The sequence below is a fragment of the Microbulbifer sp. genome (genome assembly GCF_036563125.1).
Taxonomy (GTDB): Bacteria; Pseudomonadota; Gammaproteobacteria; order Pseudomonadales; family Cellvibrionaceae; genus Microbulbifer.
In genome coordinates this window covers 24355-38876 of the sequence record NZ_DATCMV010000068.1, presented here as the reverse complement: position 1 = coordinate 38876, position 14522 = coordinate 24355, and the positions used below count along the sequence as shown (strand labels likewise).

General features: G+C 57.5%; 12 protein-coding genes and 1 other RNA gene. 8 read left to right on the top strand and 5 right to left on the bottom strand.

All coding sequences use genetic code 11. The features are described from left to right. Window positions 1-50 precede the first annotated feature (50 nt). The 6 genes from VIL80_RS05615 (at window position 51) to VIL80_RS05590 (ending at window position 5391) form a co-directional block, all read left to right on the top strand. Window positions 51-755, top strand: a complete 705-nt coding sequence (locus tag VIL80_RS05615; RefSeq protein WP_332035165.1) for an arylesterase — start codon at window positions 51-53, stop codon at window positions 753-755. Between the two features lie 252 nt (window positions 756-1007). Next, window positions 1008-1958, top strand: coding sequence for a tRNA 2-thiocytidine(32) synthetase TtcA (ttcA, locus tag VIL80_RS05610; protein ID WP_332035164.1), 951 nt, complete (start codon window positions 1008-1010; stop codon window positions 1956-1958). Between the two features lie 151 nt (window positions 1959-2109). Beyond that, window positions 2110-2289, top strand: coding sequence for a hypothetical protein (locus tag VIL80_RS05605; RefSeq protein WP_332035163.1), 180 nt, complete (start codon window positions 2110-2112; stop codon window positions 2287-2289). A gap of 442 nt (window positions 2290-2731) precedes the next feature. Further along, entirely contained in the window at window positions 2732-4201 is a 1470-nt protein-coding gene (gene putP, locus VIL80_RS05600) for a sodium/proline symporter PutP (protein ID WP_332035162.1), read from the top strand. A 71-nt stretch (window positions 4202-4272) separates the two neighbouring features. Next, window positions 4273-4785 (top strand): O-acetyl-ADP-ribose deacetylase, encoded by a 513-nt coding sequence (locus VIL80_RS05595; protein WP_332035161.1) that lies wholly within the window; start codon window positions 4273-4275, stop codon window positions 4783-4785. A gap of 141 nt (window positions 4786-4926) precedes the next feature. Beyond that, window positions 4927-5391 carry an Mpo1 family 2-hydroxy fatty acid dioxygenase gene (locus VIL80_RS05590; protein ID WP_332035160.1) on the top strand — a complete coding sequence of 155 codons (465 nt, stop codon included), beginning with the start codon at window positions 4927-4929 and terminating at the stop codon, window positions 5389-5391. Between the two features lie 95 nt (window positions 5392-5486). On the opposite strand, the gene VIL80_RS05585 is transcribed toward VIL80_RS05590, so the two are convergent. The 3 genes from VIL80_RS05585 to VIL80_RS05575 form a co-directional block, all read right to left on the bottom strand. Further along, window positions 5487-8666, bottom strand: a complete 3180-nt coding sequence (locus tag VIL80_RS05585; protein ID WP_332035159.1) for an efflux RND transporter permease subunit — start codon at window positions 8664-8666, stop codon at window positions 5487-5489. A gap of 16 nt (window positions 8667-8682) precedes the next feature. Beyond that, window positions 8683-9996, bottom strand: coding sequence for an efflux RND transporter periplasmic adaptor subunit (locus VIL80_RS05580; RefSeq protein WP_332035158.1), 1314 nt, complete (start codon window positions 9994-9996; stop codon window positions 8683-8685). Window positions 9997-10210: 214 nt separating this feature from the next. Continuing rightward, window positions 10211-10696, bottom strand: coding sequence for an Lrp/AsnC ligand binding domain-containing protein (locus VIL80_RS05575; RefSeq protein WP_318953698.1), 486 nt, complete (start codon window positions 10694-10696; stop codon window positions 10211-10213). A 272-nt stretch (window positions 10697-10968) separates the two neighbouring features. On the opposite strand from VIL80_RS05575, the gene ald reads away from it, so the two are divergent. Next, on the top strand, window positions 10969-12114 hold the full coding sequence (gene ald / locus VIL80_RS05570; protein ID WP_332035157.1) for an alanine dehydrogenase: 1146 nt from the start codon (window positions 10969-10971) through the stop codon (window positions 12112-12114). Between the two features lie 177 nt (window positions 12115-12291). Here the strand turns inward: ald and VIL80_RS05565 are convergent, their stop codons facing one another. Together VIL80_RS05565 and VIL80_RS05560 are read right to left on the bottom strand one after the other, a co-directional pair. Beyond that, window positions 12292-13023 carry a 16S rRNA (uracil(1498)-N(3))-methyltransferase gene (locus VIL80_RS05565; RefSeq protein WP_332035156.1) on the bottom strand — a complete coding sequence of 244 codons (732 nt, stop codon included), beginning with the start codon at window positions 13021-13023 and terminating at the stop codon, window positions 12292-12294. Window positions 13024-13027: 4 nt separating this feature from the next. After that, a complete protein-coding gene (locus VIL80_RS05560) occupies window positions 13028-13870 on the bottom strand; it encodes a 6-carboxytetrahydropterin synthase (RefSeq protein ID WP_332035155.1) in 843 nt (280 codons plus the stop codon). Window positions 13871-14139: 269 nt separating this feature from the next. On the opposite strand from VIL80_RS05560, the gene ffs reads away from it, so the two are divergent. Next, an RNA gene (ffs, locus tag VIL80_RS05555) (signal recognition particle sRNA small type) lies at window positions 14140-14236 on the top strand. Window positions 14237-14522 lie beyond the last annotated feature (286 nt).

The following is a 14522-nucleotide window of genomic DNA, read 5'->3' as shown; positions in this document are numbered from 1 at the left end:
CCCTGGATTTCCTGCAAAATGCACGTTGATTGTGAGTTGGAGAGTATGACATGACGGCAGTTCTTTTCCGGTATCTCACCACCGGTTTTATCCCGCGTGGTCTGCTGTTGATCGCACTTGTTTACGCTGGTGTGGCGAAAGCGGATGCACAGGGGGCCGCAGACGGTAGCAAGACACTGTTGATTCTTGGGGACAGTATCAGCGCGGCTTATGGCATTGACGAGCGCGAGGGCTGGGTGCAGTTGCTGCGGGATCGGCTTGAGGAGAAAGATCTTGCGGTGAAGGTGGTGAATGCGAGTGTGAGCGGGGAGACTTCCGCCGGTGGCCTGGCGCGCTTGCCGCGACTGCTTAGCGAGCACGGGCCAAAGTGGCTGGTGGTGGAGCTGGGGGGCAATGACGGCTTGCGGGGTTATCCGCCACGGGCGTTGCAACAGAATCTGGTGCGGATGGTGCAACTGGCGCGGGAGCAGGGGGCTGAGGTACTGCTGCTGGGTATGCAGATGCCGCCCAATTACGGCAAGGCGTACACCCAGGCGTTTGCGGCGGTATATCCGCAGGTGGCGGCTGCAGAGCAGGTGCCGTTGGTGCCGTTCTTCCTGGAGACGGTGGCGCTGGTGGAGGGGGCCATGCAGAACGATGGTATACACCCCACCGCCAAGGCCCAGCCGGCGCTGCTGGAGCATGTGTGGCCGTGTCTGGAATCCATAATGAAAGGCAATGTGGACACCCGGTCCAATAGCCTGTGCACTTCTTGATCGGAAAGCGTACAATCGCGCCCTGATTTTCTTTGGACCCTCGGGGGGAACTCCGTAGTCGGGTTCGAGGCGGCACTGTCGCCGTGGAAGCCTTCGCGGGACACGCCGTGAACCCATCCATGGGGGCTCTTCCGCGAGGTCCCTCTCGCGGAAGGTCCCGCAAAGGCTTCCACGCCGACAGCGCCTTCGCATCGTAGTATTCCTTCCCTGCTGACCTGCGAGGGGAGCCTGAAGATTTTTCGAGATTTACCCATGTCTGATCTGGAAAACCGCCGCGACCGGCTGGAGTTCAACAAGCTGCAAAAGCGCCTGCGCCGCAATGTGGGCAAGGCGATCGCCGACTTCAACATGATTGAAGAGGGCGACAAGGTGATGGTGTGCCTGTCTGGCGGTAAGGATTCCTACGCGATGCTGGAAATCCTGATGAATCTGCAAAAGACCGCGCCGGTAAATTTTGAGCTGGTTGCGGTGAATATGGACCAGAAGCAGCCGGGTTTTCCGGAGCACATTCTGCCGGAGTACCTGCAGTCTATCGGGGTGCCTTATCACATCGTGAACAAGGACACCTACAGTGTGGTGAAAGAGGTGATACCGGAGGGCAAGACCACCTGTGGCCTTTGCTCACGCCTGCGTCGCGGCACGCTGTACGGTTTCGCCGAGGAGATTGGGGCCACCAAGGTGGCGCTGGGGCACCACAAGGACGATATCGTCGAGACCCTGTTTCTGAATATGTTTTACGGCGGCCGTCTCAAGGCGATGCCGCCGAAACTGCGTGCCGATGATGGGCGCAATATTGTGATTCGCCCGCTGGCGTACTGCCGTGAGACGGATCTGATCGCGTTTGCGGACCACAAGCAGTTCCCGATCATTCCGTGCAACCTGTGCGGCAGTCAGGAGAATCTGCAGCGCCAAGCGATCAAGGGCATGCTGAATGACTGGGAGCGGAAATTCCCCGGTCGCAGTGACAATATTTTCGCCGCGCTCACACGCGTGTCTCCGTCACAGTTGGCGGATCGGGATCTGTACGACTTCGAGAGCCTGGAGCTCGACCGCTCTAAACCCGCACCTGCGGCGGACGCGCGTTCGATCGAGCAGTATGTGGATTCCTGGATTCCCGAAGATGCCCGCGATGAGGATCTGGAGAGTGAGCTGGCTCCTGCTGAGGAGTCGCGGCCGCTGTATATTGAGGCGCGCAATCTGTAGTTGCCTCGTCCTCTAACAGCAACGTGTCCGTTTTCGATGCAGCCGCGGTTTTGTCCGCGGCTGTTTTGTTTTCGGGCCGCGAAACTTCTGAAGGTCTAATCAGTTTGCAGTAGCTGTCGACAAAATCCCGCAGGCGGGCACTGGGGCCGTGATGGAAGTGTTTTTTCCAGAGTTTGGCCATACGCGGCAGATCGCCGCTCTCGACCGTTTCCACTCCAGCGGCGCGGTACACCAGCCAGGCGATGGCGGTGGCGTAGCGCAGGTTGGTGGCGAGTTCGGCGTGGGGGTGCTGCAGGAAGTCTCGCTGGCTGGCGAGCCCGCGTACTTTTGAGGCGAGCGCGGGGAAGTTGATCAGGTATCTGTCCCATACCTGTCGGTGGGTACTGGGCAGAATCTGGAATATGCCCATACCGTGGCGCGAGCCCTGTTTGAGGTGGAATCCGAGTTCGGATTCCTGTGCTGCGGTTCCGAGGAGCAGTGATTCCATCCCCGGTGACCAGGCACGCAACTGTTTGAGTGTGGGACGAACGACGAGCAGGCGCAGTTCGTCGAGACAAATACCCATATTTCTTTGCTATTCCCTTACTGCTCAGTCTGGAAACGTCATCCGTGGTAGCTTCCAGTTACTGTTCTTAACCCTTGGTTTAGTTTGCCGATTGAGTAACCGCCAGCAAATAGGTAGATTTGCGCGCAATAAAGACTAATAACGACGGATTCAGCCTATTCTTTCGCCAAAGATGGCCGGGTCTGCCAATTCTGACGGGGAATCCTACATGTCCGGACAATGGGTAATCGCCTTAACGTTTATCGCCTACCTGGCCTTGATCCTTGCAATCGGTGTTTACGCATACCTGCGCACCAAGGATGCCAGCGACTATTTTCTCGGCGGGCGCTCGCTGCCGCCGGCGGTGGCGGCACTGAGCGCTGGCGCTTCGGATATGAGTGGTTGGCTATTGCTCGGCCTGCCGGGAGCGGCCTATACGGTTGGCCTCTCTTCCGGATGGATCGCGATCGGTTTGTTCAGTGGCATTTTGCTGAGCTGGACGACGATGGCTCGGCGCCTGCGGATATATTCTTACGCGCTGGACGATTCGCTCACGGTGCCCGCCTACCTGCACCGTCGTTTTAATCTCGGGCATCCGTATCTGCGCACCATCTGTGCCTTTTTTATCCTGTTGTTTTTCCTGTTTTACGTGGCTTCCGGTCTGATTGCCGGCGGCAAGCTGTTTGAAACCGTGTTCGGCTGGGACTACCAGTGGGCGGTGATCATCGGCGCGCTGGCGGTGATTTCCTATACGCTGTTCGGTGGTTTTCTCGCGGTTTCCTGGACGGATGTGATCCAGGGGTTGCTGATGAGCCTGGCGCTGGTGATCGTACCGGTGATGGTGATCTCCGATGAAGGCGGTCTGGGCACTGCCTGGACAACGATGAAGGAGCAGCATCCGGAGCTGATGCACTGGATGATGGACAATACCGGCGCCACATTAAGCGTCGCCGCGATTCTGAGTTCGCTCGCCTGGGGGCTCGGGTATTTCGGGCAGCCGCATATCCTTGCGCGTTTCAAGGCGTTGCGGCACCCGGATGATATGCCCATCGCAGCGGGGGTGGCCGCGGTGTGGTCGCTGGCCGGTTTCCTCGGCGCCATGTGCGTGGGATTGTTCGGGCATCTGGAGTTGGCGCAGACACTGCCGGACGGCGAGCGTGTGTTTATGGCGCTGGTCGAGGCTCTGTTCCACCCACTGGTAGCGGGCATTCTGCTGGCCGCGATTCTGTCGGCGATCATGAGTACCGCCGATTCCCAGTTACTGGTGTCATCCGCGGCGCTCGCGGAGGATATGTACCACGTCTGGTTCGGTAAAAAGGCCAGTTCCGAGAGCATCGTGAAGGTCGGTCGCTGGGCGGTGGTTGCGCTCTCGCTGATTGCCGTCGGCGTGGCGATGGACCCGGATTCCAAGGTGCTCGATGTGGTGGCCTATGCGTGGGCAGGACTCGGTGCAGCATTTGGCCCGGCGATCCTGATCAGTCTGTACTGGTCGCGCATGACCGGTGCCGGTGCCATCGCCGGGGTGCTGGTGGGTGGTACAACCGTGGTGGTGTGGAAGCAGCTTTCCGGAGGAATCTTCGACATATACGAGCTTCTGCCGGGCTTTGTACTCTCCGCAGCTGCTATTGTTTTAGTTAGTGCCGTGACACATTGCCCCGAAGGAATATCCACGCGCCACCGTCAGTTAATGGGGCAGTAGCAGCAGTCTGATTGCGGCACTGACGCAGCGATGCGGAATTGACGGTTGGTGCCGCGGTTGGAGTAGTTGGAGTGATCGAAGTACACCTCGGTGATATCACTCGGTTGCATGTAGATGTAATCGTCAATGCAGCCAACCAGAGGCTCCTCGGTGGCGGTGGCGTGGATGGCGCCATCCACCGTGCGGCGGGACCGGAATTGCTCGAAGCCTGCCGCCAGATTGGTGGCTGTCCGGTGGGCGAAGTGCGTGCCACTCCCGGGTTCCGCCTGCCAGTCAAACGTATCTATCACACGGTCGGCCCGGTTTGGCGAAGCGGTAATCTGGGTGAGCCGGAGTTGCTGGCCAGCTGTTACCGCCAGTGCCTGAATCTCGCCCGCCGTGAAAATGTCCACTCCATCGCGTTTCCCGCCATCAGCTGCGGGGTTTACGATTACCCCCCCGAACTGGCCGTGGAAATTGCGGTAGAGCAGGTGCAGCATCACCTGGAGCGAGAAGGTGGACCGCGCCATATTATTTTCTGCTGTTATGACGACAGCATGGCCGAGCTGTACCGGGCACAGTTGGATGCCTGTGTGCGCAGGTGAAGCCGGCGGCGGTGCGATTGAAAATTTCGGTATGGTTTTTTGAGCATTTTGACTGCTCGGTTTTGTATTTCACTTGAAGTACCATCGTCCCAGAGCCAATCCCAATAACAACCCGAATAACAGCCAAGGCGAGGGAAAACCATGCGCAGCGCAGAGCAGTGGTTCAGCGAATATGGCGAGAGCCACCAGAACCCCACCAATAAGGCCATCCACTGGGTGGCCGTCCCCCTGATCTATCTGACCGTAGTCGGACTGTTATGGTCGATCCCGCAGCCCCAATGGATGGCGCAGTTGTCCTGGTTGAACTGGGCGGTGGTGGCAATGGTGCCGACGATTCTGTTTTACCTGCTGATGTCCCTTCCTCTGGCGCTCGGGATGCTGGGGATATCCGCACTGTGTCTGTGGGTCTGCAGTGCGTTGCAGGCGGCTGGACAGAGCGTGTTGTGGTGGTCTGTAGGGGTGTTTGTGGTGATGTGGGTGTTTCAGTTTATCGGGCACCACGTCGAGGGCAAGAAGCCTTCTTTTTTCAAGGATATCCAGTTCTTGCTAATCGGCCCGGCCTGGGTGATTGCCTTTCTCTACCGCAAGCTCGGTATCAAATACTGATTTGCGATTCTCATTAAACAAAGACCGGGCGATTGCCCGGTCTTTGTTTTGATCAGTACCGTAATCCCAATCTATTGGCGTTGCCCGCGAAAGTATCAGCTTTCAGTGCCCAACGAATCTTCGTCCCGCGAACTCCTCGCGCTGGGTCCGGTTTCACCGCCGTGCACTTTTTCACGCAGGCCCTGAACGATCTTGAAAAAGATCGGCACCAGCAGAGTGCCGGCAATACAGGCCATGATTGTGCCACCCATAACCGCGGTGCCCAGGGATATACGGCTGGCAGCGCCGGCGCCGGAGGCAATCACCAGCGGGATGGAACCCACCACGAATGAGAGGGTTGTCATGATGACCGGACGGAAACGCAGGCGGGCTGCGGTCACCGTGGCGTCGTGCAATGGCAGTCTCTCGATCTCGCGCTGGGTTTTGCCGAACTCGACGATCAGGATCGCGGTTTTCGCGGCCAAGGCTACCAGCAGCACAAGCCCAATCTGGCCGTACAGGCTGAGGGGCTCCCGGGCTATCAGCAGTGCCGCAATGGCACCGACGATGGCGATTGGCACCGACAGGATAATCGCGAACGGGGTCAGGAAAGACTCATACAGCGCCGCGAGGAACAGGAAAGTGAAAATCAGAGAGAGCCCAAGGGCGATGGTGGACGCATTGCCGGCTTTGCGTTCCTCGAAGCTGGAATCGGACCAGTCGTATTTGAAACCTTCGGGGAGTGTTTCTATGGCCACGCGTTCGAGCGCGTCCATGGCGTCTCCGGAACTGAAGCCCCCGGCGACATTCGGGCCACCGCTGACTTTCGCCGCGTCATAGGTGTTGTACCGTTTGAGGGTCACCGCCCCCAGAATCGGCTCGGTACTCAGGATGGCGGGTAGCGGTATCGGTTCGCCTTTGTTGTTGCTGATATAGATTTTCTCCAGATCCCGTTCCTGCTGGCGGAATCGGGAATCGGCCTGCACCATGACCTTGAAGGTCTTGTTGTACAGGTTGAAATCGTTGACGTAGATGGCGCCGAGCTGGGTTTGCAGCGTCAGGAAAATATCGCTGATTTTTACCCCCAGGGTCTTCGCTTTTACCCGATCGATATCCAGGCGAATCTGCGGTGAGCCAGCCTTGAAAATCGAGAAGGCGCGCGCAATTTCCGGTTGTTCGGTGGCGGCCGCAGAGAAATCCTGTACCACTTTGAACAGTTCCTGGGCGCCGACCCCCTGGGTATCTTCGAGCATAAATGAGAAGCCGGCCATGGTACCGAGACCGGGAATGGCGGGTGCGCCAAATACCAGCACCTGGGCCTCCGGCAGCTGCGCGAATTGCGCTTGGTATTTTTGTTGCAATGCCTGCTGAGACACATCCGGTGATTTGCGTTCGTCCCAGGGCTTAAGCTTGGCGATCACCATGCCGGCATTCGATTGCAGCATGACGTTCAGCACACTGAAACCATTCACTGACAGCACCTTATCGATGGCGGGATCCTGCATCAGAACTTCATTGATCTGGTCGACGACCGCGGCGGTACGCTCCAGTGACGCGGCTTCCGGCAGTGAGATGTCGATCATGAAGTAGCCCTTGTCTTCATCCGGGATAAAGCTTCGCGGCACGGATTGAAACAGCAGGAACAGGCAGACGAACAGGCCGGCAATAACTGCCAGGCTGATCAATATATGCCGGGCGAGCCAGTCCACGATTTTAAGGTAACCCCTGGAAACCCTTTCAAAGCCCCAGTTGAAGCCGCGAATCACCGGATTGGGCTTGCTGTGGCCCTCCTTCAAAATGGTCGAGCACAGCGCCGGGCTCAGGGTCAGTGCGTTGACCATGGAGATCAGTACCGAAACCGTAATGGTGGTGCCGAACTGGCCGAACATTCGCCCGGTCATGCCCGGCAGTAACATGGTGGGGCCGAATACGGCCACCAGCACCATGGACGTGGCCACAATCGGTCCGGATACTTCTTTCATGGCCTTGGCGGTGGCGGCGCGCTTATCCAGCCCTTCATCATGCATGATCCGCTCTACGTCCTCGACGACGATGATGGCATCGTCGACCACCACGCCGATTGCGAGGATCAGGCCGAACAGTGTCACGGTGTTGATCGTCATTCCCATCGCATTGAGTACCGCGAGCGTGCCGATAATAGACACTGGCACCGCCAGGGTAGGCACTAACGCCGCACGCACGTTACCTAGGAACAGGTAGGTGACGATGATGACCAGGATGATGGTCATAATCAGAGTGAAAACGGTTTCTTCCAGAGATACGGCAATAAACTCTGTGGTGTCGTGACCGATGACCGCTTCAACCCCTTCGGGGAAATATTGCGAAAGTTCCTCCACTTTCGCTTTGACATTCTCGGCCACTTCCAACGCGTTGGCATCGGACAATTTGTAAATCGCCAGCAGAACACCGGGGCCATTGTTGTATTCGCCGTAGCCTTTGTATATCTGGGCACCTAGCTCAACACGCGCGATGTCCTTGATGCGCACGACACCGCCTTTTTCATCGGCGCGCAGTACGATCTCGCCAAATTCTTCCTCCGAGTTCAGCCGGCCTTTGGTGGTGAGCACATATTGGAACTGAGTGGACTCCGGCGACGGCGGTGAACCGAGTTGGCCGACCGCGGCCTGGATGTTCTGTTCCTGAATCGCGCCCAGGACCTCGGGCACGGAAATTTCAAGATTCGCCATCTTCACCGGGTCGAGCCAGATCCGCATACCGTAATCCAGCGGGCCGATGATATTTGCCTCCCCTACACCCGGTACTCTGGCAAGTTCGTTGAGCAGGTTGAGCGAGGCAAAGTTGGACAGGAATACGCCGTCGAAGCGGTTGTCCGGAGAGAACAGGTTGACCACCATCAGCATGTCGGAGGAGCGTTTGCGGACCTTGATGCCGCGCTTCAATACTTCTGGAGGGAGAGATGGCTCTGCCAGTGCCACCCGGTTCTGCACATCCACCTGCGCCATGTCGTCATCGGTATCCATGTCGAACGTCATGAACAGCGTGTAAGTGCCATCACTACCGGAGTTGGAGGTCATGTAAACCATACCCTCGGCACCGTTTACCTGCTCTTCAATGGGTATCGCGACCGCGTTTTTTACCGTTTCGGCATCCGCACCGGGGTAAACCGCAACCACGGAAATTTTTGGCGCCGCGATATCCGGGTACTGATCCACCGGCATCACGAGTGCTGAGAGCAGGCCGAGGAAGGTAATCAGGATGGCGATTACAAAGGCAAATCGCGGGCGGCGGATGAACAAGTGTGTGTTTTCGCTCACAACGCTTCCGTCCGTGTTACTTGCCGATGTCTTCGGGCATATAGACGTCGCCGGGTTGGTTCCCCTGATTCACTTCCATGCTCGACTTCTGATATTCCTGGAAAGCCTCCCGCTCTCTGCGCAGCTGTTCGCGCAGGGAGTGGGGCGGGGGACGCAGACTCGGAGGCGTCTGCTCTTCGAATTGCTTGATTTCAACCGGGGTGACTTCGACCTCATCCCCTGGGCTCACTTTCTGCAGGCCTTCCACCAGCACCCTGTCACCGACTTTCAGGCCCTTTGGCACGGCCCAGTTGGGTCCGATGCGCATGCCGACTTCAATATTGGCCCGTTTGACCTTGTTTTCCTTGTCGAGCAGATAGACGAAGTGCCCCTGCTGGTCCTGCGATACGGCTTTCTGGGGGATGACAATACGCTGAACTTCTTCGAGGAGTTTGCCGTGTAGCGTGACGTTTTCCTCGGGGAGAAGCAGGCCATCGGGGTTGTGGAACAGCACACGAGCAGCGACGGTACCGCGGGTGGCGGCGGCCGTGGCGTCCCAGGAAAAGAACTCGCCCTTGAACGGATATACGGTATCGCCCGGCAGGACGATATACAGCTCCATATTCGGAATTGCGCGGCCCTGTTGCTTCAGTTTTTCCACTGCACTGTAAAACTCGTTGTAGGCTTTCTGGCCGATGTGGGCAAGTACGTACACCGGGTCTACCTTGACCAGCTGGGTAATTGGCACCGAGTTGGGGAGGATGAAAAAGTCGCCTACGGCGTAATTGGGATGCCCCACACGTCCGGAAAAGGGCGCGACAATCGAAGTGTGTGAAAGGTCTTGTTTTGCCTGGTAAAGCGAGGTCTGCGCTGTGTTGAGTTGCGCTTCCGCTGCCTGCATGGCGGATTTTGCAGTGTCAAAATCTTTAGCGGATATATAACCCTGGGGGCGCAGGTTCCGTGCGCGAATAAAGTTGGCCTTCGCCTGTTCATAATTTGACATCGCTTCAGCGATGCTGGATTCCGCCGTGGCAACTTTCGTTTCGAAGGGGTACGGATCCAGTCTTACAAGTTCCTCCCCCTGCCTGAAATACTTACCGGGTGAGATGTTTTGATAGAGGATTCTTGAAGCGACCAGAGGGAAAATCTGCGCGGTCTCCACGGCTTCTACCACGGCGGGTACTTCAAAGCTCGGTCTGAAGCTCATGAATTTGGCTTCAACAACTTCGACTTTTTTCGGGGGCGGCGTGGGTTTGGCGGCCTCTTTATCTCCGCAGCCAGCTGGAAGTAGGCACGCCGCAAATAAAACATTCCGCCAGTGAAAGAGGTTACGTAGAGATTGGTACATCATTTCCCGCAACTTGAGTCAATAAACCTACTTCCCTTAATCCTAGAGGGTATGGGGTTAAGCGTTGCGGAGTGGAATGATAGTTGGCGCTAGATTCTTGTTTCGGCGCACATTTCATGAAATCGGCGCTTGGTGTGGCGCCAAGGGCTGCAATGTAGTGGTGGCGCTTCATTTTGCGAGGACAAGGTCAGCGCCACTTTGATGGGAGTTAGCGGTTTTAGCGGTTGTAGTGGACCGGTACCTCCAGGGTTTCCTTCACCTGTTCCATTACCACATAGCTGGTGCACTCCTGCACTTCCGGCAGGGTCAGCAGGGTTTCACCGTAAAATCTGCGGTAAGCGCTCATATCCGCCACCCGTGCCTTGATCAGGTAATCAAAATTTCCCGACACCAGATAGCACTCCTGCACCTCTGGGAGCGCGGAGACGGCATTGCGGAATGCCTCGAAGGCGTCCTGGGCTGAGCGATTCAGGCTGATCTGGACAAACACCACCAGTGCGGCATCGAGAAATTCCGGATTGATCAGGGCGGTATATCCCTGGATCACACCATCGGATTCCATTCTTTTTACACGTTCGACACAGGGTGTGGGGGTGAGCCCCACCTGACGGGCCAGCTCTGCATAGCTGGTGCGCCCGTTCTTTTGCAGGACGCGCAGAATATTGCGATCAATGGTGCTGAGCTCATTGGCACGCCGTTTCATGTATTGCTCCGTAAGTTGGCCATCGGCCGTCAATCACTGTTTGTTTTGGTGACGGGATGGTCGCGGTTTGCCTACTTGACATGTCTCAACCCCCGACATGGGTTCTTTTTGGCGAAAAAGCGTACTTTGCGCCAATTAACCAGTTGATTCAACTGGTAACAGTTGAAAATGTACTGAAATCCACTCGTTAAGCGCTCTTATACTGCACAAATCCAACAAAGAAGGGGCGCACCAGATTGCGCTCACTAAACAGAGTATTGAGGAGAGTTGCTATGTTGATCGGTGTCCCGAAAGAGATCAAAAACCACGAGTATCGTATTGGTCTGACTCCGGCCAGCGTCCGTGAACTGGTAGGCCATGGCCACGAAGTAATCGTGCAGAAAGATGGCGGTTCAGCCATTGGCTTTACCGACGAAATGTATGAGCAGGCGGGTGCCAAGATTATCGACACCCCCGAAGAAATTTTTGCCTCTGCGGATATGATCGTGAAGGTAAAAGAGCCCCAGCCCCACGAGTGCGAAATGCTGCGCCCGGGTCAGCTGCTGTATACCTACCTGCACCTGGCGCCCGATCCCAAGCAGACCGAACTGCTGGTGAAGTCCGGCGCGACCTGCATCGCCTATGAAACCGTAACCGATCGCTTTGGCGGCCTGCCGCTGTTGGCGCCGATGTCTGAAGTGGCCGGCCGTATGTCCGTGCAGTGCGGTGCTCACCACCTGGAAAAAGCTCAGGGTGGCCTGGGTGTACTGCTGGGCGGCGTGCCTGGTGTTGCGCCGGCAAAAGTACTGATTATCGGTGGCGGTGTGGTTGGTGCCAACGCAGCCAAGATGGCTCTGGGCATGGGCGCGGATGTGACCATTCTGGATCGCTCGCTGCCGCGTCTGCGTCAGCTGGACGATATTTTTGGCGGTGCAGTGCGCACTGAATACTCCACCAATGACGCCATTGAGCAGCACGCTCTGGAAGCGGATCTGGTGATTGGCGCGGTTCTGATCCCCGGTGCGGCCGCACCGAAACTGCTGACCCGCGATCATATCAGCCGCATGAAGAAAGGCGCGGTGGTAGTGGACGTGGCCATCGACCAGGGCGGTTGCTTCGAAACCTCCAAGGCGACCACTCACCAGGAGCCGACTTACGTCGTAGACGGCGTGGTGCACTACTGCGTGGCCAACATGCCCGGCGGTGTTGCCCGTACTTCCACCATGGCGCTGAACAACGCGACCCTGCCGTTTGCGGTTGCGCTGGCGAACAAAGGTGCCAAGCAGGCGCTGCTGGACGACGCCAACCTGCTGGAAGGCCTGAACGTGCACGCTGGGATGGTGACTTACAAGGCGGTTGCCGATGTACTGGGCTACGAATTCGTAGACCCGAAACTGGCACTGCAGAAGTCCGCGATCGCCTCCGACGCGGCCGCCTGATCGCGGTAACTACGCCAAAACATTTTCATACAGGTTCTCTTCCGGGGCGTCCCCACGCCCCGCTCTGTGAGACCCGGCAGTGTCTTATCTGCCTTTGCAGCCGCGCTTTTTAGCGCGGCTTTTTTATGTCTTGTTTGTTTTCCGTGTGCGGCTTTCCTGGCGCCCCGGAAAACGCCATTAACGCCCTGGAAAAAGCCGGCTCAGCAATACCGGCAGTGCGGTTTCCACTCGCAGAATTCTCGGCCCGAGGTGCACCGACTGGAATCCGACTTCCTGCAGCTTTTCCACTTCGTACGGAATGAACCCGCCTTCCGGGCCCACTGCCAGGGTGGTCGGTTGTTGAATGTCCACCGGGCAGGGTGTGTCGGTGACGGGGTGGGCGACCAGCTTGAGGGAGTCCGCAGCGATTGCGGGCAGCTCATCTTCCACAAATGGTTTGAAGCGTTTGCGCAGCTCAAGCTGTGGCATGGCGGTATCCACAGCCTGCTCCAATCCCAGCAGGCACTGCTCGCGCAGTTGTTCGGTGGCAAGCCAGGGGCTCTGCCAATAAGATTTTTCTACCCGGTAACTGTTGATCAGGTAAAGCTTCTTTACGCCGAGCGCTGTCGCGTGCTGGATGGTGCGCTTCAGCATTTTCGGGCGCGGCAGCGCCAGAATCAGGGTCAGGGGCAGCGGGGGAGGCGGCGCGCGGTGCAGGGTAACCTCCAGGGTGACTCCGCCTTCTTCGCGCTTCAGGACTCTGCCTTCACCGATGTCGCCATCGAGCAGCCCGACTTTCAGTACATCGCCCACCTCGGCGCGGTGTACCTCGAGAATATGCTGCAGGCGCCGGCCGCGAAGCAGAGCGATCTGCGGGGACGTGGGCGCGGAGGATAAAAAATCCCCGGGCTCAAGAATGACCAGGTTCATGGCCTCAGCGCCTCGCGCTGGCCACGGCGCCCTTGCCGATACCCTCGTAGGCGCGCACACATATGTCGCGTCCGGGATTGGCCGCGGCGAGTTGTTCGGCAATATATTGGGCCAGTTGTTCCACCGTGGTGTCGCAGTCCAGCAGCTCGCAGCAGCTTGCGGGAATACTCAGGGTGAAATCCCCCTGCCGCGCCTGGTAGGCAAAGTGCAGTGTGTCGGTATCCTGTTTGACCAGGTCTTCACGGGTGCCGAGATAGATGTCTTTCCAGCGCTCGGCCCACTCGGCTTCAAGCGCACTGTTGCGCTCGCCATCCAGGTCGATGCGAATCCGGGAGCGGTGGCCATGGGCGATACGCTGGCAATTGCCGTCGTGTTTTTTCAGGCCGTGGCTGTAGTGGTAGTAGGGGGTGTCGATAATTTCGCTGGTGAAATCCAGGCGCAGGCGATCGACGCTGGTGGGGAAAACGCCATCCAGCTGCTGCACACACCAGGCGGCCACGGATTCAGGGGCAATGCTGTCGGCGCTCACCAGTGCGAATGCTTGCGCAGGTCCGCTGACCGAAATGGTTTTGCCACTTTCCAGTTTCCATTCCAGCTCAATCTGTCCGCCGTTTTCGGTAAGTTTCAGATTGGGGGCGTTCGTAGGTACTAACAAACGGTGGTCCAGCTCGCTGTCGAGCCAGTTGCGCAGGGTCTTTTTTACGATGCCGAAATCACACACCATGCCCTGATGATCCAGCGCGCCGTCGAGTGCGGCGTTGGCGAGCCAGGTTTCACCCACGATGCCGCGGCTGTGGTGGAGATAGCTGAAGTCCACGTTGGTAAGGCTGTCGACAAACAGGTGCATATTGATTCCGGTAACAGTGACATCTCGCCCGGTTTTGGGCGCGGCACAGTATAGCCATTTGAGGGCCCAAATTGACCTTTTGACCCAGGATTTTGCATTGTCGCGTCAACAAAGTGGAATTGGGGCTGGCACCTGGCGCCTTGAGTCTCTATAATCGCGCCCTCTTCGAGTACGGCGGTCTATGCCACAAGGCAGTTACCGACCGCAGAGCAGCTCTTGCACCAGCAACAGGCTGCGCTAATCTGAGTGCTCGAGCGTGATGGCGGCCCTTCCGGTCTCCTCGCAATGATTAGCTGTGAACCCCGCCAGGCCCGGAAGGGAGCAACGGTAGCAGTGACATCATGTGCCGAGGGTGTGCTGGTTGGGCTGCCTCCAATTTTCCTTCCCTTTCTTTCGTTCAAACTTTTCTCTTTTGCCACTGATCGGCAGTCTGACCAGATTCCGCTCGCCGCCGCTTTCGCGTTGATTGTGCCTGTCGCCTGATCGTGCAACATTATTCCCCAGACCCTCGGTGATATGGGGAATATTGTGCCGATGTGTTCGCTTGTGCTGTGGCGTCGTCCCGGCGGATCCGGTGCATGTGCTATAAACCGCGACAGTCATTCAATTTGTTCCTCCCCGTATTTGGGGCTGACTCCGTAAATAATTCGAA